At 56.8% G+C, this 14,918-nt stretch carries 14 protein-coding genes; 11 read left to right on the top strand and 3 right to left on the bottom strand.

The window, feature by feature from the left end; all coding sequences use genetic code 11:
* Positions 1-585 precede the first annotated feature (585 nt).
* The 5 genes from rpmH to mnmE all read left to right on the top strand — a co-directional run bounded on the left by rpmH (position 586) and on the right by mnmE (position 4,514).
* On the top strand, positions 586-720 hold the full coding sequence (rpmH, locus tag PF1751_RS28010; RefSeq protein WP_003213577.1) for a 50S ribosomal protein L34: 135 nt from the start codon (positions 586-588) through the stop codon (positions 718-720).
* Between the two features lie 16 nt (positions 721-736).
* Positions 737-1,141 (top strand): ribonuclease P protein component, encoded by a 405-nt coding sequence (gene rnpA, locus PF1751_RS28750; protein WP_029529038.1) that lies wholly within the window; start codon positions 737-739, stop codon positions 1,139-1,141.
* Positions 1,134-1,379 carry a membrane protein insertion efficiency factor YidD gene (yidD, locus tag PF1751_RS28745; protein ID WP_010207715.1) on the top strand — a complete coding sequence of 82 codons (246 nt, stop codon included), beginning with the start codon at positions 1,134-1,136 and terminating at the stop codon, positions 1,377-1,379. The genes rnpA and yidD overlap by 8 nt, the downstream gene beginning before the upstream one ends.
* A gap of 2 nt (positions 1,380-1,381) precedes the next feature.
* Complete coding sequence (yidC, locus tag PF1751_RS28000) at positions 1,382-3,064, top strand: membrane protein insertase YidC (RefSeq protein ID WP_044288090.1); 1,683 nt, start codon at positions 1,382-1,384, stop codon at positions 3,062-3,064.
* Between the two features lie 79 nt (positions 3,065-3,143).
* The gene (gene mnmE, locus PF1751_RS27995) at positions 3,144-4,514 is read left to right on the top strand and encodes a tRNA uridine-5-carboxymethylaminomethyl(34) synthesis GTPase MnmE (protein WP_042571104.1); all 1,371 of its coding nucleotides are present in this window, start codon (positions 3,144-3,146) and stop codon (positions 4,512-4,514) included.
* 70 nt (positions 4,515-4,584) lie between these two features.
* Here the strand turns inward: mnmE and PF1751_RS27990 are convergent, their stop codons facing one another.
* The 3 genes from PF1751_RS27990 to PF1751_RS27980 form a co-directional block, all read right to left on the bottom strand.
* On the bottom strand, positions 4,585-7,023 hold the full coding sequence (locus PF1751_RS27990; RefSeq protein WP_029529037.1) for a TonB-dependent siderophore receptor: 2,439 nt from the start codon (positions 7,021-7,023) through the stop codon (positions 4,585-4,587).
* 91 nt (positions 7,024-7,114) lie between these two features.
* Positions 7,115-8,059: a FecR domain-containing protein gene (locus tag PF1751_RS27985; protein ID WP_010207708.1), complete on the bottom strand. Its 945-nt coding sequence runs from the start codon at positions 8,057-8,059 to the stop codon at positions 7,115-7,117.
* Positions 8,059-8,565 (bottom strand): sigma-70 family RNA polymerase sigma factor, encoded by a 507-nt coding sequence (locus tag PF1751_RS27980; RefSeq protein ID WP_029529036.1) that lies wholly within the window; start codon positions 8,563-8,565, stop codon positions 8,059-8,061. Before PF1751_RS27980 ends, PF1751_RS27985 begins: the two co-directional genes overlap by 1 nt.
* 566 nt (positions 8,566-9,131) lie before the next feature.
* On the opposite strand from PF1751_RS27980, the gene mnmG reads away from it, so the two are divergent.
* From mnmG to atpB, 6 genes are all read left to right on the top strand, one after another.
* Positions 9,132-11,024 (top strand): tRNA uridine-5-carboxymethylaminomethyl(34) synthesis enzyme MnmG, encoded by a 1,893-nt coding sequence (gene mnmG, locus PF1751_RS27975; protein ID WP_010207706.1) that lies wholly within the window; start codon positions 9,132-9,134, stop codon positions 11,022-11,024.
* The gene (gene rsmG / locus PF1751_RS27970) at positions 11,021-11,665 is read left to right on the top strand and encodes a 16S rRNA (guanine(527)-N(7))-methyltransferase RsmG (RefSeq protein WP_038454092.1); all 645 of its coding nucleotides are present in this window, start codon (positions 11,021-11,023) and stop codon (positions 11,663-11,665) included. The genes mnmG and rsmG overlap by 4 nt, the downstream gene beginning before the upstream one ends.
* Positions 11,666-11,683: 18 nt before the next feature.
* The gene (locus PF1751_RS27965) at positions 11,684-12,481 is read left to right on the top strand and encodes a ParA family protein (RefSeq protein WP_010207696.1); all 798 of its coding nucleotides are present in this window, start codon (positions 11,684-11,686) and stop codon (positions 12,479-12,481) included.
* Between the two features lie 9 nt (positions 12,482-12,490).
* The gene (locus PF1751_RS27960) at positions 12,491-13,363 is read left to right on the top strand and encodes a ParB/RepB/Spo0J family partition protein (protein WP_010207694.1); all 873 of its coding nucleotides are present in this window, start codon (positions 12,491-12,493) and stop codon (positions 13,361-13,363) included.
* A 160-nt stretch (positions 13,364-13,523) separates the two neighbouring features.
* Complete coding sequence (locus PF1751_RS27955; RefSeq protein WP_010207692.1) at positions 13,524-13,931, top strand: F0F1 ATP synthase subunit I; 408 nt, start codon at positions 13,524-13,526, stop codon at positions 13,929-13,931.
* A 16-nt stretch (positions 13,932-13,947) separates the two neighbouring features.
* Complete coding sequence (gene atpB / locus PF1751_RS27950; RefSeq protein WP_010207690.1) at positions 13,948-14,817, top strand: F0F1 ATP synthase subunit A; 870 nt, start codon at positions 13,948-13,950, stop codon at positions 14,815-14,817.
* The last annotated feature ends 101 nt before the right edge of the window (positions 14,818-14,918 follow it).

The raw sequence follows: 14,918 nt of genomic DNA, 5'->3' as shown, positions 1-14,918 counted from the left end.
GGATATCCCCTAAGTTGAAAGCCGGTGAGGCAAAAACAGCCGCCATTGTAGCGGCGAGCCGCCCACTTATCCACATGTAGGTTGATCACAGGCCAGCCAAAATCAACGTCTTAACAGCAATAAAGGCGACCAATGGTCTGTGCATAAGCTCTGTGGATAAGCGCCCTTGAGGTCGTTGTACAAGTGGGGTCAAAAGTCTGTGGGTAACTGGCCTGTGGATAACTCGCCATTCCACACACAGCTTATCCGACAGCGCAGCACAGGCAGAGCACCGTTTCTCCCCCGTGTTGTCATTCTCTGTACATCAGGTGGAACAAGGCCTCAATGCAGTTATCCACAGATGATTGCCTGCCTAGCTTTTATAAGCTTTACAGAAAAGCTTTAAATAACTTCCTTCTTTATTTTTATATCTATGCCACGAGCCAAGAAAGCCAAGCGGACAGAAAAAGGTAAATGACCGGTAGATATCTAATTAAAGGAAAAGCTGGTTGGAAATTGACCTAGAGGCTTGCTTTCTCTAGAATCGCCGGTCTCTTAAAACGGGGGCCATTCCGGCCCGTTGTGGACGAACCAGGTAACAACGCCATGAAACGTACTTTCCAACCAAGCACCATCAAACGCGCCCGTACCCACGGCTTCCGTGCTCGCATGGCCACCAAGAACGGCCGTGCTGTCCTGTCGCGTCGCCGCGCCAAAGGTCGTGCGCGTCTGGCAGTTTGATAATCCGGTACTGGTGGTGAGTCAGGACTTCAGTCGGGAAAAGCGTCTGCTAACCCCCCGGCATTTCAAGGCAGTCTTTGACTCCCCCACCGGCAAGGTTCCGGGGAAAAATCTCCTGCTCCTTGCGCGTAACAACGATCTTGATCACCCCCGTCTCGGGTTGGTGATCGGCAAGAAGAGCGTAAAGCTCTCCGTTGAGCGCAATCGCCTCAAGCGTCTGATGCGCGAATCGTTTCGCCTCCACCAGGACACTCTGGTTGGTTGGGATATTGTTATCGTCGCGCGCAAAGGCTTGGGTGATGTAGAAAACCCCGAATTGATTCAGCATTTCGGCAAGCTCTGGAAACGTCTGGCGCGTACCAACAAACCAGCTCCAGCGGCCAACGCCGAAACTGTAGGGGTAGACAGCACTGATGCGTAAACTGGCCCTCGTTCCGATCCAGTTTTATCGCTATGCCATTAGTCCTCTGATGGCCAGCCACTGTCGTTTCTACCCCAGTTGTTCCTGCTACGCGTTAGAGGCCATAGAAAATCATGGTCTTCTGCGCGGTGGCTGGCTGACCTTTCGTCGTTTAGGTCGCTGTCATCCGTGGAATCCCGGTGGTTATGACCCGGTTCCGCCTATCCCTACCTCCCGTTCTTCTTCGATGGCCGAGTAATCATGGATATTAAACGCACGATCCTGATCGTCGCCCTGGCAATCGTGTCCTACGTCATGGTTCTTAAGTGGAACCAGGACTACGGCCAAGCTGCCCTGCCGACTCAGAATGTTGCTACCAATCAGGCTGCGCCGGCTATTCCGGACACCCCGCTGGGTAACAATGCGTCCGCGAGTGCCGATGTTCCCAGCGCGAATGGCGAGACAAGCGCCCCTTTAGAGACGCCAGTGGTCACCAATAAAGACCTCATCCACGTCAAAACGGATGTGCTCGACCTGGCTATCGACCCACAAGGTGGTGATATCGCGCAGTTGAAACTGCCGCTGTATCCACGTCGCCAAGACCATCCGGATGTTCCGTTCCAACTGTTCGATAACGGTGGTGAACGTACTTATCTGGCGCAAAGCGGCCTGACCGGCACCAACGGTCCGGATGCTCGTGCTACCGGTCGTCCGGTTTATTCGACCGAACAGAAGACTTATCAACTGGCTGATGGCCAGAACCAGTTGAACGTCGACCTGAAATTCAGCCTCGACGGCGTCAACTACATCAAGCGCTTCAGCTTTACCCGTGGTCTGTACGACTTGAAGGTCACTTACCTGATCGACAACGAAAGCGACAAGCCATGGAGCGGCAACCTGTTTGCCCAGCTCAAGCGTGATGCCAGCTCCGATCCTTCTTCCAGCACTGCCACCGGCACCGCGACTTACCTGGGCGCCGCCCTGTGGACAAGTAGCGAGCCGTACAAAAAAGTGTCGATGAAAGATATCGACAAGGGCTCGCTGAAAGAAACTGTCCAAGGTGGTTGGGTAGCTTGGCTGCAACACTACTTCGTGACTGCCTGGATCCCGAGCAAAGGTGAAGCCAACCTGGTTCAAACCCGCAAGGACAGCCAAAGTAACTACATCATTGGTTTTACTGGCCCGGCGTTGACCGTCGCGCCAGGTGCCAAGGCTGAAACCAGTGCCACTCTGTACGCCGGTCCGAAAAGCCAGGCCGTACTGAAAGAGTTGTCCCCAGGTCTGGAACTGACTGTGGATTACGGCTTCCTGTGGTTCATTGCTCAGCCGATTTTCTGGTTGCTGCAACATATCCACAGCATTGTGGGTAACTGGGGCTTCTCGATCATCTTCCTCACCATGCTGATCAAGGGGATCTTCTTCCCTCTGTCGGCAGCCAGCTACAAGTCGATGGCGCGCATGCGTGCCGTGGCTCCGAAACTGGCGGCGCTGAAAGAACAACATGGCGACGACCGGCAGAAAATGTCGCAGGCCATGATGGAGCTGTACAAGAAAGAGAAGATCAACCCGCTGGGTGGATGCTTGCCGATTCTGGTGCAGATGCCGGTATTCCTGTCGCTGTACTGGGTACTGCTGGAAAGCGTGGAAATGCGTCAGGCACCGTTCATGCTGTGGATAACTGACCTGTCGATCAAAGACCCGTTCTTTATCCTGCCGATCATCATGGGCGCGACCATGTTTATCCAGCAGCGTCTGAACCCGACTCCGCCGGATCCGATGCAGGCCAAGGTAATGAAAATGATGCCAATCATTTTCACCTTCTTCTTCCTGTGGTTCCCTGCTGGTCTGGTGCTGTACTGGGTGGTCAACAACGTGTTGTCGATCTCTCAACAGTGGTACATCACACGTAAAATCGAAGCGGCTACCGCGAAAGCCTCTGCGTAATTTACTCTGTGGATAACCACTCAAGACGCCCCCTAGTGGGGCGTTTTGCTTTCCGTCACTTTAATTCTGGAACCTGCTGATGAGCGCTCCCCGTGAAACCATCGCTGCTGTCGCTACCGCTCAGGGTCGCGGCGGTGTCGGTATCGTTCGTATCTCTGGACCGCTTGCGAGTGTGGCAGCCAAGGCCATCAGTGGCCGTGAGCTGAAGCCGCGCTACGCCCATTACGGCCAGTTCCTGGATGCTGACGACAGTGTGCTGGATGAAGGCCTGGCTATCTATTTCCCGGGGCCGAACTCATTCACAGGCGAAGATGTCCTGGAATTACAGGGGCACGGCGGCCCGGTTGTACTGGATATGTTGTTGCAGCGCTGCCTGCAATTGGGCTGCCGCTTGGCGCGTCCAGGGGAATTCAGTGAGCGCGCCTTCCTGAACGACAAACTCGACCTGGCCCAGGCCGAAGCCATCGCTGATTTGATCGAAGCCAGTTCGGCACAGGCGGCACGCAATGCACTGCGCTCGCTGCAGGGCGCTTTTTCCCTGCGTGTGCATAACTTGACCGAGCAGTTGATCAGCCTGCGCATCTACGTCGAGGCAGCGATTGATTTCCCGGAGGAGGAAATTGACTTTCTCGCCGATGGCCACGTGTTGGCCATGCTGGATAAAGTGCGCGAAGAGTTATCCACAGTGCTGCGCGAAGCTGGGCAGGGCGCACTGCTACGTGACGGCATGACGGTGGTGATCGCTGGGCGACCTAACGCCGGCAAATCCAGCTTGCTCAATGCGCTGGCGGGGCGTGAAGCCGCTATCGTTACCGAGATTGCCGGCACCACTCGGGATATCCTGCGTGAACATATCCACATCGACGGCATGCCACTGCACGTGGTCGATACCGCCGGCTTGCGCGATACCGAAGACCAGGTGGAAAAGATCGGGGTGGAACGCGCGCTCAAAGCCATCGGCGAAGCGGACAGGGTGCTGCTGGTGGTCGATGCCACGGCGCCCGAAGCGATGGATCCTTTTGCATTGTGGCCGGAATTCCTCGAGCAACGTCCGGACCCGGCGAAAGTCACCTTGATTCGCAACAAAGCCGACCTGACGGGCGAAGCCATTGCGATGGAAACCAGCGCGGATGGCCATGTCACCATCAGCCTCAGCGCCAAGGCGGCGGGAGAAGGCCTGGAATTGCTGCGCGAGCACCTCAAGGCCTGCATGGGCTACGAGCAAACCTCGGAAAGCAGCTTCAGCGCGCGCCGCAGGCACCTGGAGGCGTTGCGCCATGCGAGCGCGGCGTTGGAGCACGGCCGGGCCCAGCTGACGCTGGCGGGGGCAGGGGAGCTGCTGGCTGAGGATCTGCGTCAGGCACAGCAGCTGTTGGGTGAAATCACCGGTGCATTCAGCTCCGATGATTTGTTAGGGCGGATCTTTTCCAGCTTTTGCATCGGCAAATAGCCAAGTTATCCACAGTCTCTGTGGGCACTGGCGGCCTGAAGAACATCTGGATTCTTCAGGCCGTTATCCATCACCAGTTGTACGAAACCGTCCCAAGCAGCGTACGGCTGTCGCCCCAATAGCAGCGGCCCGCATCGTTGCAACCAGATACATATTCCTTGTCGAACAGGTTCTTGGCGTTCACGTCCACAGACCAGTGTTTGTCGATCTGATAACCAACGGCTGCGTCCACCAGGGTGACGCTCCCTGCGTCCAGCTTCCCGTAAAGCGTTGGCGCCGTGTAGGAAAACGTGCTGTCGAAATACCGCACGCCGCCGCCCAGGGACAAGCCTTTGAGCTGACCGTCGAGGAAACGGTATTTGCCCCACACTGAGGCCTGGTTGCGTGGAACCCCCGTCATTTGGCGCCCCTCGACCAGCGATGTCGCCGAATCCTTGGTAATCCGAGCGTCAGTGTAGGTGTAGGCCGCTGTCACATTCAGGTTGGGTGTGATGTTGCTGTTCACCTCGACTTCCGCACCTTTGGCGCGGCTCTCGCCCACCTGGCGGTAGCTGTTGGTGGTGGCGTCCAGGTAGGTGTCGTCTTCCTTGCGCAAGTCATACACCGACAGGGTCATCGCCGTATCCCAGCCGATCGGTTCGTATTTCACACCCACTTCGTACTGGCTGCTGGTAATCGGCTTTAACGGTGAACCCGCGTTGGAGATCTGCTGCACAGGCACGAATGCGGTGGAGTAGCTGACATACGGCGTGAGGCCATTGTCGAACTGGTACATCACCCCGCCCTGGTAAGTGAACTTGCGGTCTTCCGAGCGGGTGTTGCTGGCTTTGTTGACCTTGTCGCGGAAATCGCTGTCGACCCAATCCTGACGGCCACCCAGCAGGAACAACCAATGGTCATACTTGCTTTGGACCTGTGCATAAACGCCCTTCATTTGCTGTTCGAGCAAGGTGTTTTGCACGGCCACTGGGGTAAGCGGATCGCGCAGGTACACGGGGTTATACACATTGATGGTGCCGGCGAAGCCTGCGTCCCAATCCTGGTTGAAAGAGGTGCGGTCGTAACTGGCACCGAACAGCACGGTATTTTCCAGGCCACCGACCTGGAATTTGCCTTCCAACTGGTTATCCAGGGAGTAGACCATCGACTTGTTATAGCGGTCGTAGGCGGTCATGTTCAGTTGAGTACCGAAACCGCGGTTGTTCAGCGTGCTGGGCCAGGTCTCATGGCGGTTGATGCGCGACTGCATATAGCGCGAGTTCTGACGGAACTGCCAATCATCGTTGAAGCTGTGGCTGAATTCGTAGCCGGTGCTCCAGGCTTCACGTTCGAACGTATTCCAATCCGGATCGCCGAGCATGGTGTGCTTGGACAGCTTGCCATTGGGATTTGTAAGCAAGGTGCCAGCGGCCGGTAGGCCAAGTTCGAGGTTGGTGTGGTCCTTCTGGTAATTGGCCAACAGCGTGAGGGTGTTGTAATCGTCGAAATTCAGGGTCAGTGAGGGGGCGATATACAGGCGATCATCGGGCACATGGTCAGTCTGCGTGTCGGACTTACGCCCGAGCATTACAACGCGACCAAGAATGTTGTCGCTGTCGTTGAGCGGCCCCGAGATATCCACACCCAATTGACGGCGATTATTCGAGCCATAACCCAGCTGCACTTCACCTTGCGGCGTCGCAGTAGGGTGTTTGCTCACCAGGTTCACCAAACCACCAGGCGCGTTTTCGCCGTAGAGCAGGGAAGAAGGGCCACGGAAGATTTCGACCCGTTCCAGGCCATAGGGCTCACTGGTGGTGTCGTACCGATTGCCTTGTACGCGCAGGCCATCTCGCAGCAGACCGTAGCCGTAATCCGTGGCATTGAAACCGCGAATGAAGAATAAATCACCCGCCAGACCATCGCCGGCAGCAAAAGGTGGCGCGAAGATACCTGGCACGTAACCCAATACTTCGGTCAGGGTCTGCGACTTCTGGTCCTTGATGCGCTGGCCGGTCACGACCGATACCGAACGCGGTGTTTCCGACAGAGGTGTGCTGGTCTTGGTACCAATACGGCTATTTTGCGCCTTGTAGCCCACATCCCCGGCAATCTCTTGATTGAAACCCGCCTGTTGATAAGTGCTGACGGTGGTAGGCGCGAGCGTGAGTTGCCCTGCGGGAATAGCCTGCAGGACATAACTGCCAGGCGCCTGGGTGACGGCTTGCAACCCCGTGTTCTGCAACAACAGGGCAAAGCCTTGCTCCACCGAATAGTCACCTTCCAGCCCAGTCGTGTTCAAACGCGCGGTTTGCTGGGGCGAGAACGACAAGATCACATTCGCCCTGGCGGCAAACTGGCTCAAGGCATTGTCCAGGGGACCCGCGGCAATGATGTAATGCTGCACCGCGCTGGCGGCCATGGCATCAGTAGAGAGCACAACCCCAGCGGTGGCTGCCGTGCCGAGCAGGAGGCTGCAGGTCATACCGTGGTAGGAAAGTCGCTGGCGGAGCTTGGGAGGAAGGCGCATAGGTGGATAAGCCCTGAAGGTGGCGTCGTGATTACCTGTAGGGCCGTTCCAGGTAAAAAAAAGATAACCCCTTGTGCGATTTTTTTTGCGATCAACCGATTCGTTTCACCGAAACCCAATAACGAGTGAAGTACTTCACCTGGATCGGCAGGGTTGCCTGCAGGTTGGCCAGTACTGCGTCGGTAGAATCCAGGCGGAAGGTCCCGGAAACACGTAGACGTGCCGAAGCCAAGTCGCATTGCAGGACACCCGGACGGTAGCGGGCGAGGTCTTCGATCACATCTCCGAGGCGAGCGTCCAAGACGATCAGTTGGCCATCAACCCAGGCCGCCTGTGACCCGCTATACACACGGTCCAGCCCCACGTTTTGGCGATCAAAGTCAGCGCTTTCCCCGGCCCCAAGCAGTCGTGCGTGGTTAGGTTGGTCCCCTGGCGACACGCTCACCCGATCCTCCAGGACGCCGACGCGCGTGGCGTCTGGCAACTGGCGCACAGTGAACGTGGTGCCCAACGCTTGGACTCGGCCTTGGCGGGTCTCGACATAAAACGGTGTCTGCCCACCCAATTTCCCAGTGTGGATAAGTACTTCACCTTCGCGCAGGCGCACCAATCGCTGGCGCCCGTCGAACACCACGTCAATCGCTGTGCGGGTATTAAGATCAATCCGCGTGCCATCGGCCAGTTCGATGCGCCGGCGTTCCCCCACAGACGTACGGTAGTCAGCCCACACATTGCCCAGGGGCGTGTGCTGCTGGAGATTCCAACCGAGATACCCAGTACCGCCGAGCACCAGCATCCACTTCAGTACCTGGCGACGTTGCTGGGTGGTCGACAATGCGCGGCGGGTGAAGTCCTGCGGCAGTGCGCCAAGGCTGCGCTGCAGTTGTTCCATCTGGTTCCACGCGGCCTGATGGGACGGATCGCCGTTGAGCCATTGTTGCCAGGCCAGGCGTTCGGCAGCGGTAGGCACTTGGGATTGAAACTGTACATACCAAGTGGCAGCGGCCTCAAAGGTCTTGCGATCGGGGTTCGCCATTACAGGCTGGCCATGATCAGTGAGCATTCAGTCAATGCACGGATCATGTGCTTCTTCACCGTGGTCAATGACACCTGCAGTTCATCCGCGATCTGTTGATAAGTCAGGCCCTCGACCTGCGACAGCATGAAGATCCGCCGAGCTCGCTCGCCGAGCCCGGCCAAGGCTTTATCAACGGCCACCAGTGTCTCGATGATGATGGCTTTGTCTTCTTCACTGATGGCCGTGGCGTCAGGCCGTTCGGCCAAGGTTTGCTTGTAGGCCTGCTCGATGGCATGCCGACGGTAACGATCAATCACCAGGCCCCTGGCGATGGTCGCCAGATAGTCACGTGGTTCAAGGATCTGCGCTGCATGTCGCCCACCCAAGATACGCACGAACGTATCGTGCGCCACATCGGCCGCATCGCAGGCGTTATGCAACTTGCCTTTGAGCCACCCATGCAACCAGGAATGGTGCTGCTCGTAGATGTTCTGGACCGCAGCCGTGTGTGAAGAAGGGGACATAGGGCATGACAAAGTAGGTTAATGATAATCGCTATTATTAACTGCCCCGCTGTTTTCTCACAATAGATCTCTTTTTTGGCTGTGCTTACTACCGGGTGGGAGGTTTCGGATGGCTTCGTCGTGGACGAAATACCCAGGGGTGTGGCGATTTATGTGGATTAAGCCCTGTGAATAACCGCCTCTGTGCCCAGTTGATAACAGGCCCTGAAACCTGAGTAAAAACCCTTCTGTGGATAACCATCGCTTTAATCCACAGGCTTAAAGCACTTATCCAAGGGCCTCATTGGCACATGACCACAGACTTTTGAATCTCTGTACACTAAGTAAATAGGGGCCTGTAGAGATCTATCCACAGAAAGGTTGCTCAGTATAAATAAACATAAAAACAAAGATTTAATAAATTTCTCTCTTTTAATTTCTATTGTCTGTGATTCATCCACAGCTGGTTAAATTTTGTGCAAAGGGTTCTTTAGGAAGGGCTAAGTCCCTATACTTGCCGCCAAAGCTCTAAAACTCTTTCAACAGACAATTCCTGATTACCTACATAAGCAGGCACGAGGTGCGTGGTGGATTTCCCTTCCCGTTTTGAAGTGATCGTCATCGGCGGCGGTCATGCCGGTACCGAGGCAGCACTGGCGTCAGCACGCATGGGCGTAAAAACCCTGTTGTTGACGCACAACGTGGAAACCCTCGGAGCAATGAGTTGCAACCCTGCCATCGGTGGGATCGGCAAAAGTCACCTGGTCAAGGAAATCGATGCCCTTGGCGGCGTGATGGCCATGGCTACCGATAAGGGTGGTATTCAATTTCGTGTGCTCAACAGTCGCAAAGGCCCGGCCGTACGTGCTACCCGTGCTCAAGCAGACCGCATCCTGTACAAGGCTGCCGTGCGCGAAACCCTGGAAAACCAGCCGAACCTGTGGATATTTCAACAAGCAGCGGATGACCTGATCGTCGAACAAGACCAGGTACGCGGTGTTGTCACCCAAATGGGCCTGCGGTTCTTCGCAGAATCCGTGGTGTTGACCACCGGTACGTTCCTCGGCGGACTTATCCACATTGGTATGCAGAACTATTCCGGCGGTCGCGCCGGTGACCCGCCGTCGATTGCCCTGGCAAAACGCCTGCGTGAATTGCCACTGCGTGTCGGCCGCCTGAAAACCGGGACCCCGCCGCGAATCGATGGGCGTTCCGTGGATTTCTCGGTGATGACCGAACAGGCCGGCGATACGCCGATCCCGGTCATGTCGTTCATGGGGTCCAAAGCGCAGCACCCGAAACAGGTGAGTTGCTGGATTACCCACACCAATGCCCGCACCCACGAGATCATTGCCGCGAACCTCGACCGTTCGCCGATGTATTCCGGGGTAATCGAAGGCATCGGCCCGCGTTATTGCCCGTCGATCGAAGACAAGATCCACCGCTTTGCCGACAAGGAAAGCCACCAGGTCTTCATCGAGCCCGAAGGCTTGACCACTCACGAGCTGTACCCGAACGGAATATCCACGTCCTTGCCGTTCGACGTGCAGATCCAGATCGTGCAGTCGATCCGCGGCATGGAAAACGCGCACATCGTGCGTCCGGGCTACGCCATCGAATACGACTACTTCGACCCCCGCGACCTGAAGTACAGCCTGGAAACCAAAGTCATTGGCGGTCTGTTCTTCGCCGGGCAAATCAACGGCACCACCGGTTACGAAGAAGCCGGCGCCCAAGGTTTGCTGGCCGGAACCAACGCTGCGCTGCGTGCGCAAGGCAAAGACAGCTGGTGCCCGCGTCGCGACGAAGCGTACATCGGTGTATTGGTCGATGACCTGATTACCCTGGGCACACAGGAACCGTACCGGATGTTCACTTCCCGGGCGGAATACCGTTTGATCCTGCGCGAAGACAACGCCGACCTGCGCCTGACCGAAAAAGGTCGTGAACTTGGGCTGGTCGATGATGTGCGTTGGGAAGCCTTCTGCAAAAAACGTGAAAGCATTGCATTGGAAGAGCAGCGCCTGAAAAGCACCTGGGTTCGCCCGGGGACTGAACAAGGCGATGCGATCGCTGAAAAATTCGGCACGCCGCTGACCCACGAGTACAACTTGCTCAACCTGCTGTCACGTCCGGAAATCGACTACGCTGGTCTGGTCGAAGTGACCGGCCAGGGCGCAGAAGATCCACAGGTCGCCGAGCAGGTCGAAATCAAGACCAAATACGCCGGTTACATTGACCGCCAACAGGACGAGATCGCTCGCCTGCGCGCCAGTGAAGACACCAAGCTGCCTGCGGACATCGATTACACCGGGATTTCCGGGCTGTCGAAAGAAATCCAAAGCAAGCTGGGGATAACTCGGCCGGAAACCCTGGGGCAGGCTTCACGTATCCCAGGCGTCACCCCGGCGGCGATATCGCTGCTGATGATTCATTTGAAAAAACGCGGCGCGGGCCGTCAGTTGGAGCAAAGCGCTTGAGTTCGTTGGTCACCTCGCAACACGCCGAAGAGTTATCCACAGGTGCACGCCAGTTGGGCGTCGACCTGACCCCGGCCCAGCATGAATTGCTGCTGGGCTATCTGGCCCTGTTGATCAAATGGAACAAGGCTTACAACCTGACAGCGGTGCGTGATCCCGACGAAATGGTGTCCCGTCACTTGCTCGACAGCTTGAGCGTGATGCCATTCATCGAAAACGGCCGTTGGTTGGACGTTGGCAGTGGCGGCGGCATGCCTGGCATTCCGTTGGCCATCCTGTTTCCCGGCTCCCAAGTGACCTGCCTGGACAGCAACGGCAAGAAAACCCGCTTCCTGACTCAGGTCAAACTCGAACTCAAGCTGGATAACCTGCAGGTTATCCACAGTCGTGTCGAAGCCTTCACGCCTGAACAGCCTTTCACCGGAATTGTTTCCAGGGCATTCAGCAGCATGGAGAACTTCAGCAACTGGACTCGCCATCTTGGCGACCGCGACACCCGCTGGCTGGCAATGAAGGGCGTCCATCCAAGCGATGAGCTGTTAGCATTGCCGGCAGACTTCCACCTCGATAGCGAACACGCCTTGGCTGTACCCGGTTGCCAAGGCCAACGCCATCTGCTGATACTGCGCCGCACGGCATGATTGGGAACACAAGCAAGAATGGCTAAGGTATTCGCGATAGCGAACCAGAAAGGTGGCGTGGGCAAAACCACCACCTGCATCAACCTCGCAGCATCCCTGGTCGCGACCAAGCGCCGGGTGCTGTTGATCGATCTCGATCCACAGGGCAACGCCACCATGGGTAGCGGTGTGGATAAACACGGCCTGGAAAACTCGGTCTACGACTTGCTGATTGGCGAGTGCGACCTGGCCCAGGCCATGCACTATTCCGAACACGGTGGTTATCAACTGCTGCCGGCCAACCGCGATTTGACCGCGGCGGAAGTGGTGCTGCTGGAAATGCAGATGAAAGAAAGCCGTCTGCGCAGCGCCTTGGCGCCAATCCGTGAGAATTACGACTACATTTTGATCGACTGCCCGCCGTCACTGTCGATGCTGACCTTGAACGCGTTGGTGGCCGCCGATGGTGTGATTATCCCCATGCAGTGCGAGTACTACGCGCTGGAAGGTCTGAGCGACCTTGTGGATAACATCAAGCGCATCGCCGAGTTGCTCAACCCGAACTTGCAGATCGAAGGCCTGTTGCGGACCATGTTCGACCCACGCCTGAGCCTGATGAACGATGTGTCGGCGCAGCTCAAGGAACACTTCGGTGATCAGTTGTACGACACGGTGATCCCGCGCAACATCCGTTTGGCCGAAGCCCCGAGCTACGGCATGCCGGCCCTGGCCTACGACAAGCAATCCCGTGGCGCCATTGCCTACCTGGCGCTGGCCGGCGAGATGGTTCGTCGCCAACGCCGCAACTCACGCACCGCTGCAGCCCAGCCAACTTAAGGAATCCCCATGGCCGTCAAGAAACGAGGTCTCGGACGTGGACTGGATGCACTGTTGAGTGGTCCGACCGTCACATCGCTTGAAGAACAAGCGGTGCAGGCCGACGAGCGCGAGCTGCAACACCTGCCGTTGGACCTGATCCAGCGCGGCAAATATCAGCCGCGCCGCGACATGGACCCCCAGGCACTGGAAGAACTGGCCAATTCGATCAAGGCCCAGGGTGTGATGCAGCCGATCGTGGTGCGCCCGATTGGTGGCGGCCGCTTTGAAATCATCGCCGGCGAGCGCCGCTGGCGTGCGAGCCAACAGGCTGGCAAGGAAACCATTCCGGCGATGGTGCGCGATGTGCCGGATGAAACCGCCATCGCCATGGCGCTGATCGAGAACATCCAGCGCGAAGACCTCAACCCGATCGAAGAAGCGATCGCTCTGCAGCGTTTGCAGCAAGAGTTCCAGCTGACCCAGCAACAAGTGGCCGAGGCGGTGGGTAAATCCCGCGTGACCGTGTCCAACTTGTTGCGCCTGATCGCGTTGCCGGAAGTCATCAAGACCATGTTGTCCCACGGCGACCTGGAGATGGGTCACGCCCGTGCTTTGCTCGGTTTACCGGAAAATCAACAGGTTGAAGGGGCGCGACACGTTGTCGCACGAGGGCTCACCGTTCGCCAGACCGAGGCGCTGGTTCGCCAGTGGCTCAGCGGTAAACCTGCACCGGTCGAAACGGTTAAACCTGATCCGGATATCGCTCGTCTCGAGCAGCGCCTGGCCGAGCGCCTGGGCTCTGCGGTGCAAATTCGCCACGGTAAGAAAGGCAAAGGGCAATTGGTCATCGGATATAACTCCCTCGACGAGCTTCAAGGCGTCCTTGCCCACATCCGTTGAAACATTCACTGAAACATTTGCTCATGTAGCGCGTGATCGGAAATCACTACCCGACAGTTGAATAGGGGCAGAACCGCCCCTATACTCTGCGCGCATTTTGTCGGCACAAATTATGCCAAGTTATTGATATCCGGCAGCCGACCATTGAGGAGCAAGAGTGATGGAAACCCGCACGCCAAACACGTTGCCGTTCCGTCGCTTGGCCGTTTTTCCGGTTTTATTGGCTCAATTTGTCATTTTGCTGATCGCCGCATTGGCGCTTTGGTACGGGCATGGAGTCGTTGCCGGATATTCAGGACTCTGCGGGGGCCTGATAGCCTTGCTGCCCAATATGTATTTTGCTCACAGGGCCTTTCGGTTTTCCGGCGCCCGAGCAGCCCAGGCTATCGTCCGGTCATTTTATGCCGGCGAGGCGGGGAAACTGATTTTGACGGCAGTGCTGTTTGCACTGACCTTTGCAGGTGTGAAGCCATTGGCGCCGCTGGCTGTATTCGGCGTCTTCGTGTTGACCCAACTGGTCAGCTGGTTCGCTCCCCTGCTAATGAAAACAAGACTTTCGAAACCTTAGGGCGTTTGAGGCAACCATGGCAGAAACAACCGCTTCGGGCTATATCCAGCACCACTTGCAGAACCTGACCTTCGGTCAGCTTCCTAATGGCGGCTGGGGCTTTGCCCACTCCGCAGCAGAGGCCAAAGAAATGGGCTTCTGGGCTTTCCACCTGGATACTCTGGGCTGGTCGGTCGCATTGGGTCTGATTTTCGTCTTCATTTTCCGCATGGCGGCAAAGAAGGCGACTTCCGGTCAGCCAGGTGCTTTGCAGAACTTCGTTGAAGTACTGGTCGAATTCGTCGATGGCAGCGTGAAAGACAGCTTCCATGGCCGTAGCCCGGTGATCGCACCGCTGGCACTGACCATCTTCGTCTGGGTGTTCCTGATGAACGCCGTCGACCTGATCCCGGTTGACTGGATTCCTCAGTTGGCCATGGCGATCAGCGGCGACCCACACATTCCATTCCGTGCCGTATCGACCACTGACCCTAACGCTACCCTGGGCATGGCCCTGTCGGTATTCGCGTTGATCATTTTCTACAGCATCAAGATCAAGGGCATTGGCGGCTTTATTGGCGAACTGACCCTGCACCCGTTCGGCAGCAAGAACATTTTCGTTCAAGCCCTGCTGATCCCGGTGAACTTCCTGCTGGAATTCGTGACCCTGGTCGCCAAGCCGATTTCCCTGGCCCTGCGACTGTTCGGCAACATGTATGCCGGCGAGTTGGTGTTCATTCTGATCGCTGTGATGTTCGGCAGCGGCCTGCTCTGGCTTAGCGGCCTGGGCATTGTCCTGCAGTGGGCGTGGGCTGTGTTCCACATCCTGATCATCACCCTGCAGGCCTTCATCTTCATGATGCTGACCATCGTCTACCTGTCGATGGCGCACGAAGAGAACCATTAAGACCAGTCTCGACTAGTCTGATGTCCTTCCCGGTCAAACGGGAAGGTGGCCCACCAGGGCTATGAAACGATTTGTTTTACCGCTTTAAAATCTAAAAAACC

This window comes from Pseudomonas simiae, from assembly GCF_000934565.1.
In the GTDB taxonomy this organism is placed as follows: domain Bacteria; phylum Pseudomonadota; class Gammaproteobacteria; order Pseudomonadales; family Pseudomonadaceae; genus Aquipseudomonas; species Aquipseudomonas simiae.
Note: the sequence above shows the minus strand (reverse complement) of the source record. Positions and strands in the feature narration are given on the sequence as shown.

Excerpts from the sequence above, each read along its gene's own strand:
- rpmH (WP_003213577.1), top strand. The coding sequence starts at position 586 with ATGAAACGTACTTTCCAACCAAGCACCATCAAACGCGCCCGTACCCAC.
- yidD (WP_010207715.1), top strand. The coding sequence starts at position 1,134 with ATGCGTAAACTGGCCCTCGTTCCGATCCAGTTTTATCGCTATGCCATT.
- yidC (WP_044288090.1), top strand. The coding sequence starts at position 1,382 with ATGGATATTAAACGCACGATCCTGATCGTCGCCCTGGCAATCGTGTCC.
- mnmE (WP_042571104.1), top strand. The coding sequence starts at position 3,144 with ATGAGCGCTCCCCGTGAAACCATCGCTGCTGTCGCTACCGCTCAGGGT.
- PF1751_RS27990 (WP_029529037.1), bottom strand. The coding sequence starts at position 7,023 with ATGCGCCTTCCTCCCAAGCTCCGCCAGCGACTTTCCTACCACGGTATG.
- PF1751_RS27985 (WP_010207708.1), bottom strand. The coding sequence starts at position 8,059 with ATGGCGAACCCCGATCGCAAGACCTTTGAGGCCGCTGCCACTTGGTAT.
- PF1751_RS27980 (WP_029529036.1), bottom strand. The coding sequence starts at position 8,565 with ATGTCCCCTTCTTCACACACGGCTGCGGTCCAGAACATCTACGAGCAG.
- PF1751_RS27965 (WP_010207696.1), top strand. The coding sequence starts at position 11,684 with ATGGCTAAGGTATTCGCGATAGCGAACCAGAAAGGTGGCGTGGGCAAA.
- PF1751_RS27960 (WP_010207694.1), top strand. The coding sequence starts at position 12,491 with ATGGCCGTCAAGAAACGAGGTCTCGGACGTGGACTGGATGCACTGTTG.
- PF1751_RS27955 (WP_010207692.1), top strand. The coding sequence starts at position 13,524 with ATGGAAACCCGCACGCCAAACACGTTGCCGTTCCGTCGCTTGGCCGTT.
- atpB (WP_010207690.1), top strand. The coding sequence starts at position 13,948 with ATGGCAGAAACAACCGCTTCGGGCTATATCCAGCACCACTTGCAGAAC.